Below are 15972 nucleotides of genomic sequence, written 5' to 3'. Positions count from 1 at the left end.
CCCGCGGATGCGGCTCCTTCGTTTCGTCGCCCGGCGGCTGCTCCAGGTCGTCCCGGTCCTGCTCGGCGTGGTCGTGCTGACCTTCGTGCTGGTGCGCGTGCTGCCGGGCGACCCGATCCGCACGATCCTCGGCCCGAACGCGACCGAGGCCGACGCCGACGCGGCACGCGCCCGCTTCGGGCTGGACAAGCCGATGTGGCAGCAGTTCCTCGATTACCTGAAAGGGCTGGCCACCGGCGACCTCGGCACGTCCATCCAGAGTGGAACGTCGGTCGGCTCGGAGCTGGCCGTCCGGGTCGGCCCGACGCTGGAGCTGGTGGTGATCGCGGTCGGCCTCGCCCTGGTGGTCGCGGTGGTGTTCGGCGTCTGGTCGGCCCGGCGCGCGGACCGGTTCGGCGACCACAGCGTGCGGGTGCTCGCGCTGGTCGGCAACTCGATGCCGGAGTTCTGGCTGGGCCTGGTGCTGATCCTGGTCGGATACAGCGCGCTCGGCTGGTTTCCCGCGCCCAGCGGCCGGGTCGACCCGGACACCAACCTGACGCCGCTCACCGGCGCCGACCTGCTCGACGCGGTGCTCACCGCCAACGGCCCGGCGTTCACCTCGGCGCTCAGCCACCTCGTGCTGCCGGTCGCGACGCTCGCGATCGTCGTCGTCGCGCCGCTGCTGCGCAGCGTGCGCGCCTCCGCCCTGGAGGTTCTGCGCTCCGAGGCCTACCTCGCCGCCACCACGCACGGCCTGCGGCCACGCACTCTTTTGCGGGGGTACCTGCTGCGCCCGGCCCTGGTCCGCCTGCCGGCGCTCGCCGCGCTGGTGTTCGGCACCGCGATCGGCTCGACCGTGCTCGTCGAGTACGTCTACTCGTGGCAGGGCTTCGGGCAGTGGGCGCTGCGCGGGCTGCTCTACCGCGACTATCCGGTGGTGCAGGCGTCGGTGCTGCTGGTCGCGCTCTGCTACGTGCTCGTGTTCCTGATCGCCGACGTGGTGCACGCGATCCTCGACCCGAGAGTGAGGATCTGATGACCGGCGTGCGCGCGGAGACCAGGTCCAGGTCGTTCTCCCGGGTGCTGATCGTGACCGGCGCGGCGATCCTGGCCGTGGTGGCGCTCGCCGCGTTGGCCGCGCCGCTGCTCAGCGGCTGGGGCCCGGAGGAGATCGACCCGGCCGCGAGCCTCGCCGGGCCGGGCGGCGCGCACCCGCTCGGCACCGACACCAACGGCATGGACGTCTGGAGCCGGCTGCTCTACGCCGCCCGCCTCGACCTCGGCGTCGCGGTCACCGCGGTCGCCCTCGCCGTCGTGGTCGGCACCGCGCTCGGGCTGCTCGCCGGATACCTCGGCGGGTGGATCGACGACGTGCTGATGCGGATCGTCGACATCTTCCAGGCGTTTCCCACGTTCATCCTCGCGCTCGCCGTCGCCGCCCTGCTCGGCAACGGCACCGTCAACCTCGTCATCACCATCGCCCTCGTCAACGCGCCGGCGTACGCGCGGCTGGTCCGCGCCGAGGTCCGCTCGATCCGCGAACTGCCCTTTGTGGACGCTTCCATCACCTCGGGCGCTTCCACGCTCGGCGTGCTGTGGCGGCACGTGCTGCCCAACAGCCTCACGCCGGTGCGGGTCATCGCGCCGCTCAACTGCGGGTGGGCGATGCTCACGCTCGCCGGCCTGTCGTTCCTCGGCCTCGGCGTGACCGTGCCGGGCGCCGAGTGGGGCGCGATGATCAGCCTCGGCAGCCCGGACGTGGTCGCCGGCCGCTGGTGGACGTCGGTGCCGCCCGGCCTGGCGCTGCTGGTCTGCGTGCTCGGCTTCAGCCTGCTCGGCGAGGGCCTCCAGGAACGCGCCGACGCGAGGAGGCGGTCGTGAGCTCGCTTCTGTCCATCGAGGACCTGTCGGTGCTGATCCGGCGGCCGGGGCGGGACGTCGCCGCGCTCAGCGGGGTCAGCCTGCACGTCGACGCCGGCGAGGTGGTCGGGCTGGTCGGCGAGAGCGGCGGTGGCAAGAGCATGGTCGCCCGCGCGATCGTCGCGCTGCTGCCGGACGGCGCGCGGACCGGTGGCGCGGTCCGCTTCGACGGCGCGGACGTCCTCGCGATGGACCGGGCCGCGCTCGCCACCCACCGCGGGCACGGCGCCGCCCTCTGCTTCCAGAACCCGCGCGGCGCGCTCAGCCCCACCCGCACCGTCGGCCGTCAGCTCACCGACCGCCTCACCACCCACCAGGGCATGGAACGGGACGCGGCGCGGGAGGCCGCGCGGCAGCTCTTCGAGGCGGTCGGCATCCGCAACCCGGCCAGCCGCCTCGACGCGTACCCGCACGAGCTGTCCGGCGGCATGGCCCAGCGGGTGATGATCTCGCTGGCCACGGGCTGCGCGCCGGGGCTGCTGATCGCCGACGAGCCGACCACCGGGCTGGACGTCACGCTGACCCGGGAGATCCTTCGGCAGTTCCGGCACGCCGCCGACACCGACGGGCGCGGCGTGCTGCTCATCTCGCACGACCTCGCGTCGATCGCGCCGATCTGCGACCGGGTCGTCGTGCTGTACGCCGGCACGGTGGTCGAGAGTGGACCGGCGGCCACGGTGCTGCGCGAGCCGGCCCACCCGTACACCCGGGCGCTGCTCGCCTCGGTGCCCGACGTCTCCGGCCGCCCGGCCCGCGCGATCGGCGGGGCGATGCCGCTGCTGTCGTCGCCGCCCGCGGCGTGCCCGTTCGCGCCCCGCTGCGCGCACGCGACCGGCCGCTGCACGAGTGAGCGGCCGGCGCCGACCGGTGACGGCTGGGAGTTCGCGTGCTTCCATCCGCAGACCGGTCCGATCGTGGGCGGCGAGACCGCCGGGCGCACCGGAGGAGAGCCCGGCTCCGTGGTCATGGAGATCGAGGACGCGCACGTCGTATACGGGAGCCGGTTCGGCAGCGGCGGCCACCACGCCCTGCGCGGGGTCAGCCTCCAGGTCCGCGCCGGCGAGACGGTCGGCGTGGTGGGGGAGAGCGGCTGCGGCAAGAGCACCCTCGCCCGGCTGATGCTCGGCCTCACCGCGCCGACCACCGGCACGGTGAAGCTGGCCGGCACCGAAATGCGGGCGCTCCGTGGCCGGAAGCTGCGCCGGCTGCGTACCAAGGCGCGGCTGGTCTTCCAGGACCCGGTCGGCTCGCTGAGCCCGCGCCGCACGGTCGCCGACGCGATCGGCGAGCCGCTGCGCGCCCTGGGCGTACCGGCGGCGGAGCGGGCCGCCCGCGTGGCCGAGGTGCTGGCCCGCCTTGGCCTCGACCCGGCCATGCTCCGCCGCCGCCCGCACGAGCTGTCCGGCGGCCAGGCGCAGCGGGTCGGCATCGCGCGGGCGCTGGTCGGCGACCCCGAGCTGATCGTCTTCGACGAGCCGACGTCGGCGCTCGACGTGACCGTGCAGGCGCAGATCCTCGACGTCATCGCCGAGCTGGCGGGCGACTCGACGCGCGGCTCGGTGTTCATCTCCCACGACCTGGCCACGGTCCGCGGCTTCTGCGACCGGGTAGTGGTGCTCTACCTCGGCCGGATCGTCGAGCAGGGCCCGGTCGACGAGGTGTTCGGCAACCCGCTGCACCCGTACACCCGGGCCCTGCTGTCCAGCGCGCCGAGCCTCGACGGCGGCTTCACCGGCCCGCGGGTGGAGCTGGCCAAGGACCTCGACGAGGCGGACGCGGCCACCGGCTGCCCGCTTGCCGCGCGGTGCCCGTTCGCCACCGACGAGTGCCGCGCCGAGCCGCAGCACCTGACGCCGTACGGGGCGACGGAGGCGGCCTGCTGGCGCGTGCCGCAGATCCCCGCCCTGATCCGGGAACGGCGTTTTGGGTTAAGGAGTTGACGCTAGTGTCCGAATTTCCCCTCCGGCTCGCCGTCGACATCGGCGGCACCTTCGTCGACGCGATGGAGCTGGACACCCGCACCAACCGGGTCCGCTTTCGCAAGGCGTCCACGACACCGTCGCGCCCGGCCGACGGGGTGCTCAACGCGATCGCCGAGCTGGGCACCGACCTGTCCACCGTGGAGCTGTTCATCCACGGCACGACGCTCGGCCTCAACGCGGTGCTGGAGCGGCGCGGGGGCGCCACCGGCATCATCACCAACGAGGGCTTCCGGGACATCTTCCTGCTCGGCCGGGGCAACGTGCCCGCCGACCACATGTACGACTTCACGTACCAGCGGCCGGAAAGCCTGGTGAAGCGCCGGTACACGGCCGGCGTGGTGGGCCGGCTGGACTACAAGGGCCGGGTGGTCCAGGAGCTGGACGCGGAGAGCGTCCGCGCCGCCGCCCGCACGCTCGTCGAGGAGCAGGGCGTGCGGTCGATCGCGATCTGCTTTCTGCACTCGTTTCTCGACCCGACCCACGAGCGGGAGGCCGCCCGGATCGTCCGAGAGTCCTATCCGGACGTTTCGCTGTCCCTCTCCACCGACATCGTGCGGGAGTACCGGGAGTACGAACGGACCAGCACCACCGTGCTGGAGGCGTACATCCGGCCCATCTTCGAGCGCTACGTCGACGAGCTGGAGAGCGGCCTGGCCGAGCGCGGGTTCGCCGGCCGGTTCCTCATCATGCGTTCCGGCGGCGGCTCGATGACCTCCGCGGTGGCCAAGACGTCGCCGACCCACACCGTGCTCTCCGGCCCGGCCGGGGGGATCGTCGGCGCCGCGTACCTCGCCGAGGCCCTGGGCCGGGACGACATGCTCACGTTCGACATCGGCGGCACCTCGCTGGACGCCTGCGTGATCGAGCGGGGCGGCGCGGTCGCCGCGTACGAGGCCCAGCTGGAGCACTTCCCGCTGCTCATCCCGGCGTACGACATCCGCACGATCGGCGCCGGCGGCGGTTCGATCGCTTGGCTCGACCGGGGCCTGCTCAAGGTCGGGCCGCGCAGCGCCGGCGCCGACCCGGGCCCGGTCTGCTACGGCCGGGGCGGCACCGAGCCGACCGTCACCGACGCCGCGGTGGTCCTCGGATACATCGACCCGGATCGGTTCCTTGGCGGCGACATGGGCCTCCAGGCGGACGCGGCGCGGGCGGCGCTCACCGGCACGATCGCCGCGCCGCTCGGGCTCACCGCCGAGGCGGCCGCGGCCGGCGTGATCGACGTGCTGCTGGCCCGCACCGTCGGCGCGGTCCGGCAGATCACCGTCGAACGTGGACACGACCCCGGGGTTTTCTCGCTGCTCGCGTTCGGCGGCGCGGGGCCGCTGCTCGCCCCGCTGCTGGCCCGGGAGATGGGCATCCGCGAGGTGCTCGTGCCGTTCGCGCCGTCCGGCTTCTCCGCTTGGGGCATGCTGTCCGCCGACATCGTCGACGACTTCGCCCGCACCGTGATGACCACATTGGACGACGCCGACCTCGACGAGCTTGAGGCGCTCTACAAGGGCGTGGAGGCCGACGCGCTCGCCTCCCTGACCGACCAGGGGGTCGGCACGGGCGACGCGGTCCTGGAGCGCCAGCTGGAGCTGCGCTACCTCGGCCAGGAGCACTCGCTGATGGTCACGGTCGGGCGCGAGCTGCGCCCGGACGCGATCCGGTCCGCGTTCGAGGAGCTGCACCACGCCCGGTACGGCCACACGATGGGCAACCGCCTCCAGATCCTCAACCTGCGCGTGCGCGGCATCGGCCGGACCAGGCGACCGGCGCTGGCGTCGCCTCCGCCCGGCGACGGCGATCCACGGCGGGCGCTGCGCGGGCACCGCACGGCGTACGACGTGGCCACCCGCGCGATGGTGCCGTTCGCGGTGTACGACCGGGACGCGCTCGCGCCCGGCGACGGCTTCACCGGCCCGGCGCTCGTCGACGAGGGCACCTCCACCACGGTCGTGCCGAGCGGCCAGCGCGTCGACGTGGACCCGCACGGCTACCTGCTCGTGACCTTGGGGGACTCATGACCGACGGCGCGACCGTCGAGGTGGTGCGCAGCTACCTCATCTCCGCGGCCGAGGAGATGCGGGCGACGCTGATCCGCACCTCGTTCAACCCGGTCATCTACGAGGTGCACGACTTCGGCATGTCCATGTACGACGCCGACCTGCGCCTGGTCGCCGAGGCCACCGGCCTGACGTTCTTCCTCGGCGCCAACGACTTCTCGATCCGCAAGGGCGTCGAGTACGTCGGCCGGGAGAACCTGCACCCGGGCGACGTGGTGCTGCTCAACTACCCGTACTGGAACGCCGCGCACGCCGCCGACGCCACGCTCTTCGCGCCGGTGTTCCAGGGCGACACGCTGGTGGGCTTCCTCTGCGTCCGGGCACATTGGATGGACCTCGGCGCCAAGGACCCCGGCTACGTGCTCGACTCGACCGACATGCACCAGGAAGGGCTCATCTTCCCGGGCACCAAGGTGGTCTCGCGCGGCGAGCCGGTACACGAGATCCACGAGCTGATCCGCTTCAACTCGCGGATGCCGGCCGAGGTGCTCGGCGACCTGCACGCCCAGATCGCCGCGCTGCGCACCGGCGAGCGGCGGCTGCTGGAGATCCTGGAGAAGTTCGGCCGCGACACCGTGGCGGCGGCCGTGCAGCTGATGATCGACGACGGCGCCGCGCGCAGCCGGGCCGCCCTCGACGCGCTCCCGCAGGGCTCGTGGACCGCGGTCGACTGGCTCGACGACGACGGCATCGGGACCGAACCCGTCCGGATGCAGGCCACCGTGACGATCGCGGACGGCGAGTTCACCGTGGACTTCGCCGGGTCGTCACCGGCGACGGCGGGCCCGATCAACATGCCGTTCGGCGCCACCGAGGCGATCTGCAAGGTGGTGCTCAAGTCGCTCACCTCGCCGGACCAGCCGTCCAACGAGGGCACCGTGGCGCCGCTTCGGGTCAAGGCCGAGCCGGGGACGCTCTTCCACGCCGTCTATCCGCAACCCACGTACACGCTGTGGACCGGCATCGTCGCGGTCGAGCTGATCCTCAAGGCGCTCGCCCAGGGGATGCCGGACCGGCTGCCCGCCTCGTCCGGCGGTGACGTGCCGGGCTTCATGATGGTCGGCACGCACCCGGACACCGGGCAGCTCTTCGCGGTCAGCAACAACGACCCGGTCGGCTGGGGCGCGACCGTCACGCACGACGGCATGAACGCGGCCACCCACGTCTCCGGCAGCACCGGCCGCGTCACGCCCATCGAGGTCCTCGAAGCGAAGACGGGCATGTTCTTCGAACGGGTGGAGATGCGCACCGACTCCGGTGGCGCCGGCCGCTTCCGGGGCGGTGTGGGGCTGCGGCGGGACATCCGGTTCGTGACGCCGGGCGAGTTCCTGTCGGTCATCAAGAAGACCCGCAGCCGCCCCTGGGCCTTGGCCGGTGGCCTGGAGCCCGAGCCCAATCAGGTCGTCGTCTTTCCGGATACGTCACGTGAGGCGCGGGTCAGCACGAAGCGGACCCGGGTGGACGTGGGCGACCGGGTGACGCTGCTGACCGCCGGCGGCGGTGGGCACGGCGAGCCGGGCGAGCGCGACCCGGTGGCGGTCCGGGAGGACGTGGCCGAGGGTTTCGTCTCGCCCGAGGCCGCCCGCGACGTGTACGGGGTTTCCGATGTCTGAGGTGGACGGTGCGACCGTCGAGGTGGTGCGCAGCTACCTCGTCGCCGCGGCCGAGGAGATGCGGGCCACACTGATCCGCACCGCGTTCAACCCGGTCGTCTACGAGGTGCACGACTTTGGCATCTCGGTCTACGACGCCGACCTGCGCCTCGTGGCCGAGTCCACCGGGCTGAGCCGCTTCCTCGGCGCCAACGACTACTCGATCCGCAAAGGCGTCGAGTACGTCGGCGCGGACACCCTGCGCGCCGGCGACGTCGTGCTGATGAACTATCCGTACTGGAACGCCGCGCACGCCTACGACGCGACGCTCTTCGCGCCGGTCTTCCTGGGTGCCACGCCGGTCGGCTACCTGTGCATCCGGGCGCACTGGATGGACCTCGGCGCCAAGGACCCCGGCTATGTGCTCGACTCGACCGACATGCACCAGGAAGGCGTCATCTTCCCGGGCACCCGGGTCTTCCGGGCCGGCGAGCCGGTCGCCGCGATCACCGAGCTGATCCGCTTCAACTCGCGGATGCCCGACCTGGTCCTCGGCGACCTGCACGCCCAGGTGGCCGCGATCCGCACCGGCGAGCGGCGGCTGCTGGAGATCTTCGCCAAGTTCGGCCGGTCCACCGTCGCGGCGGCCGTGCGCCGGATGATCTCCGACGGGGAGGCCCGGGCCCGGGCGGCGGTCGAGGGTCTGCCGCAGGGCTCGTGGACCGCCGAAGACTGGCTCGACGACGACGGCGTCACCGCCGACCCCATCCTGATGCGGTGCACCGTGACCGTCGCGGATGGACGGTTCACCGTGGACTTCGCCGGCTCCTCGCTGGCCGTGCCCGGCCCGGTCAACCTGCCCTTCGGCGCCACGATCGCCACCGCGCGGGTCGCGTTCAAGGCGATCACCACCCCGGCGGAGCAGACCAACGCCGGCCACTTCGCGCCGCTCGACGTGCGGGCCGCGCCGGGCACGCTCTTCCACGCCGTGTACCCGGCCGCGACGTTCACCCAGTGGACCGGCACCGTCGCGCTGGAGCTGATCTACAAGGCGCTCGCCCAGGGCATGCCGGAGCGGCTGCCCGCCTCCTCCGGCGGCGACGTGCCCGGGTTCATGATGGTGGGGACCCATCCGGACACCGGGCAGCTGTTCGCGGTCAGCAACAACGACGCGGTCGGCTGGGGCGCGGCGCCCGACCACGACGGCATCGGGCCGGCCAACCACCTGTGCCAGACGCAGGCCCGCAACACGCCGGTCGAGGTCCTGGAGGCGAAGACGGGCATGTTCTTCGAACGGGTGGAGATGCGCACCGACTCCGGTGGCGCCGGCCGCTTCCGCGGCGGTGTGGGGCTGCGGCGGGACATCCGGTTCGTGACGCCGGGCGAGTTCCTGTCGGTCATCAAGAAGACCCGCAGCCGCCCCTGGGCCCTGGCCGGCGGCCTGTCACCCGAGCCCAACCAGGTCGTCGTGTTCCCGGGGACAGACCGCGAGGCGCGGGTCAGCACCAGGCGGACCCGCGTGGCGGTGGGTGATCGGGTGACGGTGCTGACGGCCGGCGGAGGCGGACACGGCGACCCGCGGCGGCGCGGTGCGGCCGCGGTGCGGGAGGACGTCGCGGAGGGCTACGTCTCCGCCGCGGCCGCACGAGACGTGTACGGGGTGACGGCCGTATGAGTGAGCGGGTCCTGGAACGGTCCACAGTGGTGCTGGGATGCACGGTCGTGGACGGACGGATCGTGGACGGCGTGCCCGCCCTGCCCGACGCGGCCGTCTGGGTGCGCGACGAGCGCATCGCCGCGGTCGGCCCGCGCGACGAGGTGCTGGCCGAGGCCCGCGACGCCGGCGAGCACGAGACGGTCGACCTCGACGGCGCCTACCTGACGCCCGGCCTGGTCAACATGCACACCCACCTGTCCCTCTCGCTGCCCGGGAGCGGCGGCGACGGTGTGAAGACGATGAACCCGTACGAGCTCGCCCTCTACATGGCCGACGGCGCCCGCCGCACCCTGCTGTCCGGCGTCACGACCGTCCGGTGTGTCGCCGAGAAGGACCACGCCGACTTCGCGCTGCGCCGGGCGATCGCCGCCGGCCGGGTCGCCGGCCCGCGCGTCTACACCGCCGGGCGCGCGCTGGTCTGCACCGGCGGCCACGGCCACGAGAGCCCGGACACGCTCGAATGCGACGGCGCCGACGGGTTCCGCCGCGGTGTGCGCAGCCAGGTCAAGGCCGGCGCCGACCTGATCAAGGTGATGATCTCCGGCGGCATCGCCGGCGAGCACGAGCGGATCACCACCCGCCAGCTCTTCCCCGACGAGCTGGCCGCGGTCATCGAGACCGCGCACGCCTGGGGCCGGCGGGTCACCGCGCACGCCGGCCCGGCCGAGGTGATCGCCGAGGCGGTCGCGCTGGGCCTCGACTGCGTCGAACACGGCTACGAGCTGACCGAGGAGGTGGCCGCGCTGATGGCCGAGCGCGGCACCGCACTGGTACCGACGTTGCTCGTCACCCGGTGCAAGGAGTTCTTCGACGAGCTGGGCGTGCCGGAGTGGATGCAGGCCCGCTCGCTCGGCGCCGGGCCGAGGCACCTCGACAGCTATGCCATCGCCGTGGCAGCCGGGGTCGAGGTGCTGCTGGGCAGCGACATGCCGCCGTTCTGGCACTTCGAGGGCACCAACGCCTCGGTGCGCGAGCTGGAGTACATGTCCGAGGCGGGCATCGGCCCGGCGCGCGCCCTGTACGCGGGCACGCTCGGCCCGGTGCGCTGGCTCGGCGCGGCCGACGACCTCGGCACCGTCCAGCCTGGACGGTACGCCGACCTGATCGCGATGGACGCCGACCCGGTCGCGCACACCTCCGCCTTCCGCGGCGTGCGCTGGGTGATGGCCGGCGGCCGGGTGGTTCGGGACGACCGGGCGGGATGGAGCGTGTCATGAGTCAGGACGTGGAACGGATCGCGGACGGCATCGCGGACATGTACGACGCGTTCCTCGCCGGCGACCGCGACCGCTTCGACAGCCACCTGCACCCCGAGGTCACCACCTGGGAGACGCACCTGCCCGGGCCGCTGCGCAGCCGCGCCGAGCTCGACGCCTACCGGGACGGGCGCGACGCCTCCGGCCAGCGGCCGCGGCTCGACCGGCTCGACGCCACCGATCTGCGCGTCGACGTCTGGAACGACACCGCCGCCGCCCGCTACGTCCTCGTCGCCGTGCCGGCCGGCTCGCGCGACGCCGAGCAGACCCGGGTCACCGACGTACTGCGCCGCGACGGCGGCCGGTGGCTCATCGTGCACCACCACGCCGAACGGGTCGCCACTCCCGCCGGAGCCCCCGCCGGGCCTCGCACCAGGCCCGGCGGGCCGGCGTGATCCGCCGCCTGTGCGCGTACACGACCGGCGAGCCGGCCGACGTGCTCGCGGTCGCCGAGCTGCCCGACGACCCGCCGCCGGGGCCCGGCCAGGTCACCGTGGCGGTGCGCGCGGTCGGGCTCAACTTCCTCGACGTCATGCTCTGCCGCGGTACCTACCCGGTGCGGCCCGACCCGCCGATGACGCCCGGAGTCGAGGTGGCCGGCCGCGTGGTCGCGACCGGTGCCGGCGCCGAGCATATGTCCGATGTGGACGTCGTAGCCTGCCCGGCGCTGCCGCACGGCGCGCTGGGCGAGACCGTCACGCTGGACGCCGCGCTCGCCACGCCGTTGCCCGCGGGGTTCGACCCGGTCGTCGCCGCGGCGCTTCCGGTCACGTACCAGACGGCCTTTTGGGCCTTGGAACGGGCCGGTGTGGGTGCCGGCCAGACGGTGCTGGTGCACGCCGGCGCCGGCGGCGTCGGGATCGCCGCGACGCAGCTGGCGGTGGCCCGCGGCGCCCGGGTGATCTGCACCGCCGGCGGCCCGGCGAAGCTGGCCGTGTGCCGCGACAACGGCGCCGACCTCGCCGTCGACTACCGGGAGGGCGACTTCGTCGCGGCGGTGCTCGACGCCACCGGCGGCACCGGCGTCGACGCGGTCCTGGATCCGGTGGGCGGTGACGTGTTCGCCCGTTCGCTGTCCTGTTTGGACTTCGAGGGCCGGATCGTGGCGATCGGCGCCGCCGGCGGCCCGCCACCCCCGGTCGACCCCATGGCGCTCGTCGCGGCCAACACCACGCTCATCGGCCTGTCCTGGGGCTCGGCCTACCCGTGGCGGCGCCCGGATCGGGTGCGGCAGGTGTACGCGGAGCTGTTCGCGCTCTGCGCCGCCGGCGCCGTCCGCCCGCCGGTCGGCCGCACGCCCACTCTGGACGAGGCGCCGGCCGCGCTTGCCGACCTGGCCGCCCGCCGCACCACCGGAAAGATCGTCGTCCACGTTGGAGGGAGAACGCCGTGACCGATATGGAGCTGTACGACCTGCGCGTGTGCGTCGACCGCATAGAGGGCCGCTCGGTGTGCGGCATGGCGATGGGCGACTATTTCGAGCTGACCGACAGCGCCCACCTCACAATCCCAGAGGGCAAGCACTTCTGCGTGTACGCGCTTGCCGCCGTGCTGCCGTTCCTGGCCGCCAAGCAGCGCGACGTGCCGCCCGGCGACTGGCTGGCACAGGACTCGCACTTCGCCTGCCCCGACCCCGAGGAGCGCCTCGTCATGCGCGTGGAGCGCACCGGCCGGCGGGGCATGAACTCCGCCGACTTGACGTGAGTGCCGTGGAGATCGGCTTGGGCCTACAGAGCGACAAGCCGGCCGGTGCCTACGCGCGGCTCGCCCGGCGGGCCGAGGAGTGCGGCTTCGACGTGCTGACGGTCTTCGGCGACCTCATGTACCAGCCGCCGATCTTCCCGCTGCTGGAGATGGCGGACGCCACGGAGCGGGTGCGGCTCGGCGCGGCCTGCCTCAACCCGTACTCGATGGCGCCCTACGAGATCGCCGGCCAGGTCGCCGCGCTCGACCTCGCCTCGGCCGGCCGCGCCTACCTCGGGCTGGCCCGGGGCACCTGGCTCGGCGCGGTCGGGATCGCCCAGCCGCGCCCGCTCGCCGCGCTGCGCGAGTGCGCCGAGGTCGTGTACCGGCTGCTGAGCGGCGACTCGAGCGGGTTCACCGGCGAGGTGTTCACGCTCGCGCCGGGCACCGCCTTGCGCTACAAGGTGTGGCGCCCCGACCCGCCGCTGCTGGTCGGCGCGTGGGGCGCGCGTGGCGCGGCGCTGGCCGGGCGGATCGCCGCCGAGATAAAGGTGGGCGGCAGCGCCAACCCCGCGATGGTCCCGGTGATCCGCGACCGCCTGCGCGCCGGTGCCACACGGGCCGGCCGGCCGGTCGACGAGATCGGGATCGTGCTGGGCGCGGTCACCGTCGTGGACCGCGACGGGGGCGCCGCCCGGACCCGTGCCCGCACCGAGGTCGCGATGTACCTCGCCGTCGTCGCCGACCTGGACCCCACCGCGGGCGTACCGGCCGACCTGCTCGCCCGGGTGGCCGCGCTCGTCGACGCGGGCGAGCACGCCGCGGCCGGGCGCCTGATCCCGGACGACGTGCTCGACATGTTCGCCTTCGCCGGCACCCCGGAGCACGTGGCCCGGCAAGCGCAGGCGCTGATCGACGCGGGCGTGCGCCGGGTCGAGTTCGGCACCCCGCACGGCCTGACCGACGAGCGCGGCGTCGACCTGCTCGGCACGGAGGTCCTGCCGTCGCTGCGCCGGGAGGCCTCGTGAGCGGCGCGCGGGTGGTCGTCGCGGGCGGCGTGCGCGCCGACCACGCCCTCCTCGCTTCGGTGGCGCAGGGGGAGTTCGACCGGCTCGGCGTCGACGGCACCGTGGCGGTCGTCGACAGCGCCGCCGCGGTGCGCGCGCACCTCGCCGCCGGCGTGCCCACCGTCGTGCTGCCCGGCCGCCACCCGGAGATACGCGCGCTCATGCCGCACGCGCCCGCCGCCGTCTGGTACGACATCGAGGTCACCGGCCCGGCGGCGGTCGCGGCCGGCGCGGTCCACCTCTACGGCCGGGGCGTCTGGGGTCTGGTCTGGGCGATCCGGCACGCGGTGCTGCGGCGACGCCGGCCGGCGACCCGGATCGCGTACGGGCCCGGCGCCGAGCGGTACGGCGAGTTGCGGCTGCCACCCGCCGCCGAGCGGCCGTGTCCGGTGGCGGTCCTGCTGCACGGCGGGTTCTGGCGCTCGGTGTGGGCCGCCGACCTGATGGACGCGCTCGCGATCGACCTCGCGGCGCGCGGGTTCGCGTCCTGGAACCTGGAGTACCGGCGCCCGGACCGCCACGGCTGGGCGGCCACCGTGAGCGACGTCGCGGCCGGCCTCGCCGCGCTGTCCGATGTGGACGGCGGCCTCGATCTGGGTCGGACTGTCGTGCTCGGCCACTCGGCCGGCGGCCAGCTCGCGCTGCGGGTGGCCGCCGACCACGGGCGGGTGGTGCTCGCCGTGCCGCTGGCCGGCGTGCTCGACCTCGCCGGCGGTGACGGGCGAGGGATCGGCACCGGCGCGGTGACCGCCGCGCTGGGCGGCCCGCGCTACGAGGTGCCGGAGATCTACGCCGCCGCCGACCCGTTGGCCCGGGTGCCGATCGGCGTGCCGCAGCTCGTGGTGATCGGTGCCGACGACGACCTCGACCTGATCGACTTCAACCGGCGGTACGTGGCGGCGGCGCGGGCGGCCGGCGACGACGTGCGGTACATCGAGGAGCCCGGCGACCACTTCGCGGTGATCGACCCGGCGGCCCCGCTGTGGCACACGACGGCGGAGGCCATCGAAAATTACGTGACAGTGAACAAGGGCGGGTCTAGAACAGCCGCGGAGTGACTACCGAGACGACCGTGGTCACCTCGTCGGTGTCGTTGTACATGTTGTGCGGCACGTTGGAGCGCAGGTGCACGCTGTCGCCCGGCCGCAGCCGGTGCTCGACGCCGTCGACCTCGTAGAGCAGCTCGCCGGTCACCACGTACGCGAACTCCTCGCCGGCGTGCGCGTACGCCTCTTCGCGACGGCCGCCCGGCGCGATGTGCACCACCATCGGCTCGAGCACCAGGTTGGGCCCCCGGTCGGAGAGCATCCGGTAGGTGACCTGGCCCGACACGTACTCCGTCGCGCCGCTCTCGGCGCGGGTGAGCGTGAAGTGGCCGGGCAGCGCGGCCGCCGCGCCGTCGGAGCTGGCCTCGTCGCCCTCGGCGAAGAACTCGGCCACCGGCCGGTCGAGGGCCGCGGCCACACTGTTGAGCGCGGTCAGCCCGATCGACGAGACACCCCGCTCCACCTGCGACAGGAAACCGATGGAGAGCCCGGCCCGGGCGGCCAGCCCGCGCAGGGTCAGGCCGCGCTCGGTGCGGAACCGCCGCATCCGCGCGCCCACCCGGTCGGGGTGGGCGTCTGTCTTCTGCTCGCGGGCGGCCGAGGTGCGCAACGATCCTCCAGGGGGTGCCGAATCTGTTCGATCCTATCGAACTTGCCGCCTTCGGGACAGCAGGAGAACAGGACGTAGCACTCCAAAACAACCCCACTTTTCACTCGTTAAGTCGCGACGGCGTTCCACCGCTGGTTCTGCGGGTACTGCTGTCAGGGACCCGTTGAACCGCCATTCACCGCGGGCCCGTGACCGACGATGCTGGTGGTTGGAGGTGATCTTGCGTGACTGCGGCACCCATGGCCGTCCAAGAGGACGACCAGACGATCCAGTTCGCGGAGAGCGCGCCGTACGACGAGTACGTCCACGCCAGCACGCTGCACACGCTCCAGCAGACCATCAGCGACGACGCGGGCGAGATGTCGTTCCTCGTGGTCAGCCAGATCATGGAGCTGTACTTCGGGCTGATCCGCTACGAGCTGCGCGAGGCGCAGCGGCTGGTCCGCGACGACGACGTGTGGGGAGCGCTGGAGCCGCTGCGCCGCGCCGGCCTGCACCTGGAGGGCCTCAACGCCTCCTGGCGCACGCTGCGGTGGATGTCCCCGGCCGACTTCAACCGCTTCCGCGGCCAGCTCGGCGAGGCGTCCGGCTTCCAGTCCGCGATGTACCGGCACATGGAGTTCGCGCTCGGCCTCAAGAGCGAGCCGCTGATCCGCCCGTTCCGCCGCCAGAAGGCGGTGTACGCGGAGCTGACCCGCGACATCCGCGAGCCGAGCCTTTGGGACGAGGTGGTGGCGCTGCTGGCCCGGCGCGGCAACGACATCCCCGCCGACGCGCTCGACCGCGACCGCACCAGCGACCACGAGCCGCACCCCGCCATCGAGGACGCCTGGGTGCGGGTCTACCGCGAGCCGACCCCCGGCAACGACCTGTGGCTGCTCGCCGAGGCGCTCACCGAGGTCGGCGAGCAGTTCATGGACTGGCGCTACCTGCACCTCAAGGCCGTGCTGCGGACCCTGGGCGACAAGCCGGGCACCGCCGGCTCGTCGGGCGCCAACTGGCTGCGCCGCAGCATGGCCCGCCCGGTCTTCCCGGAGCTGTGGTCGGCCCGGACCCACATGTGAGG

At 73.5% G+C, this 15972-nt stretch carries 14 protein-coding genes; 13 read left to right on the top strand and 1 reads right to left on the bottom strand.

The window, feature by feature from the left end; genetic code table 11:
* The first annotated feature begins 7 nt into the window (after positions 1 to 7).
* From AC5L36_RS26755 to AC5L36_RS26700, 12 genes are read left to right on the top strand one after another with little or no spacing between them, the layout of a single operon-like run.
* Positions 8 to 1018, top strand: coding sequence for an ABC transporter permease (locus AC5L36_RS26755; protein WP_441223026.1), 1011 nt, complete (start codon positions 8 to 10; stop codon positions 1016 to 1018).
* On the top strand, positions 1018 to 1863 hold the full coding sequence (locus AC5L36_RS26750) for an ABC transporter permease (RefSeq protein ID WP_441223025.1): 846 nt from the start codon (positions 1018 to 1020) through the stop codon (positions 1861 to 1863). The genes AC5L36_RS26755 and AC5L36_RS26750 overlap by 1 nt, the downstream gene beginning before the upstream one ends.
* Positions 1860 to 3842, top strand: a complete 1983-nt coding sequence (locus tag AC5L36_RS26745; protein ID WP_441223024.1) for an ABC transporter ATP-binding protein — start codon at positions 1860 to 1862, stop codon at positions 3840 to 3842. The genes AC5L36_RS26750 and AC5L36_RS26745 overlap by 4 nt, the downstream gene beginning before the upstream one ends.
* Positions 3843 to 3847: 5 nt before the next feature.
* A complete protein-coding gene (locus AC5L36_RS26740; protein ID WP_441223023.1) occupies positions 3848 to 5896 on the top strand; it encodes a hydantoinase/oxoprolinase family protein in 2049 nt (682 codons plus the stop codon).
* Positions 5893 to 7548, top strand: a complete 1656-nt coding sequence (locus AC5L36_RS26735) for a hydantoinase B/oxoprolinase family protein (protein WP_441223022.1) — start codon at positions 5893 to 5895, stop codon at positions 7546 to 7548. The genes AC5L36_RS26740 and AC5L36_RS26735 overlap by 4 nt, the downstream gene beginning before the upstream one ends.
* Positions 7541 to 9202 (top strand): hydantoinase B/oxoprolinase family protein, encoded by a 1662-nt coding sequence (locus tag AC5L36_RS26730; RefSeq protein WP_441223021.1) that lies wholly within the window; start codon positions 7541 to 7543, stop codon positions 9200 to 9202. The genes AC5L36_RS26735 and AC5L36_RS26730 overlap by 8 nt, the downstream gene beginning before the upstream one ends.
* Positions 9199 to 10461, top strand: a complete 1263-nt coding sequence (locus AC5L36_RS26725) for an amidohydrolase family protein (RefSeq protein ID WP_441223020.1) — start codon at positions 9199 to 9201, stop codon at positions 10459 to 10461. The genes AC5L36_RS26730 and AC5L36_RS26725 overlap by 4 nt, the downstream gene beginning before the upstream one ends.
* On the top strand, positions 10458 to 10895 hold the full coding sequence (locus tag AC5L36_RS26720; protein ID WP_441223019.1) for a YybH family protein: 438 nt from the start codon (positions 10458 to 10460) through the stop codon (positions 10893 to 10895). The genes AC5L36_RS26725 and AC5L36_RS26720 overlap by 4 nt, the downstream gene beginning before the upstream one ends.
* Positions 10892 to 11893 carry a zinc-binding dehydrogenase gene (locus tag AC5L36_RS26715; protein WP_441223018.1) on the top strand — a complete coding sequence of 334 codons (1002 nt, stop codon included), beginning with the start codon at positions 10892 to 10894 and terminating at the stop codon, positions 11891 to 11893. Before AC5L36_RS26720 ends, AC5L36_RS26715 begins: the two co-directional genes overlap by 4 nt.
* Positions 11894 to 11898: 5 nt before the next feature.
* Entirely contained in the window at positions 11899 to 12204 is a 306-nt protein-coding gene (locus tag AC5L36_RS26710; RefSeq protein WP_441223144.1) for a TIGR04076 family protein, read from the top strand.
* 5 nt (positions 12205 to 12209) lie between these two features.
* The gene (locus AC5L36_RS26705; protein ID WP_441223017.1) at positions 12210 to 13211 is read left to right on the top strand and encodes an LLM class flavin-dependent oxidoreductase; all 1002 of its coding nucleotides are present in this window, start codon (positions 12210 to 12212) and stop codon (positions 13209 to 13211) included.
* Positions 13208 to 14308, top strand: a complete 1101-nt coding sequence (locus AC5L36_RS26700) for an alpha/beta hydrolase family protein (protein ID WP_441223016.1) — start codon at positions 13208 to 13210, stop codon at positions 14306 to 14308. The genes AC5L36_RS26705 and AC5L36_RS26700 overlap by 4 nt, the downstream gene beginning before the upstream one ends.
* Here the strand turns inward: AC5L36_RS26700 and AC5L36_RS26695 are convergent.
* Positions 14289 to 14906 (bottom strand): helix-turn-helix domain-containing protein, encoded by a 618-nt coding sequence (locus AC5L36_RS26695; protein WP_441223015.1) that lies wholly within the window; start codon positions 14904 to 14906, stop codon positions 14289 to 14291. The two genes, AC5L36_RS26700 and AC5L36_RS26695, sit on opposite strands and share 20 nt — an antisense overlap.
* A gap of 239 nt (positions 14907 to 15145) precedes the next feature.
* Between AC5L36_RS26695 and AC5L36_RS26690 the strand changes: the two genes are divergently transcribed.
* Positions 15146 to 15970, top strand: coding sequence for a tryptophan 2,3-dioxygenase (locus tag AC5L36_RS26690; RefSeq protein WP_441223143.1), 825 nt, complete (start codon positions 15146 to 15148; stop codon positions 15968 to 15970).
* The last annotated feature ends 2 nt before the right edge of the window (positions 15971 to 15972 follow it).

It is taken from the genome of Phytohabitans sp. LZ39 (assembly GCF_059359075.1).
The sequence above is the reverse complement of the archived record's forward strand: the minus strand, read 5'-3'. Positions and strand labels throughout refer to the sequence as shown.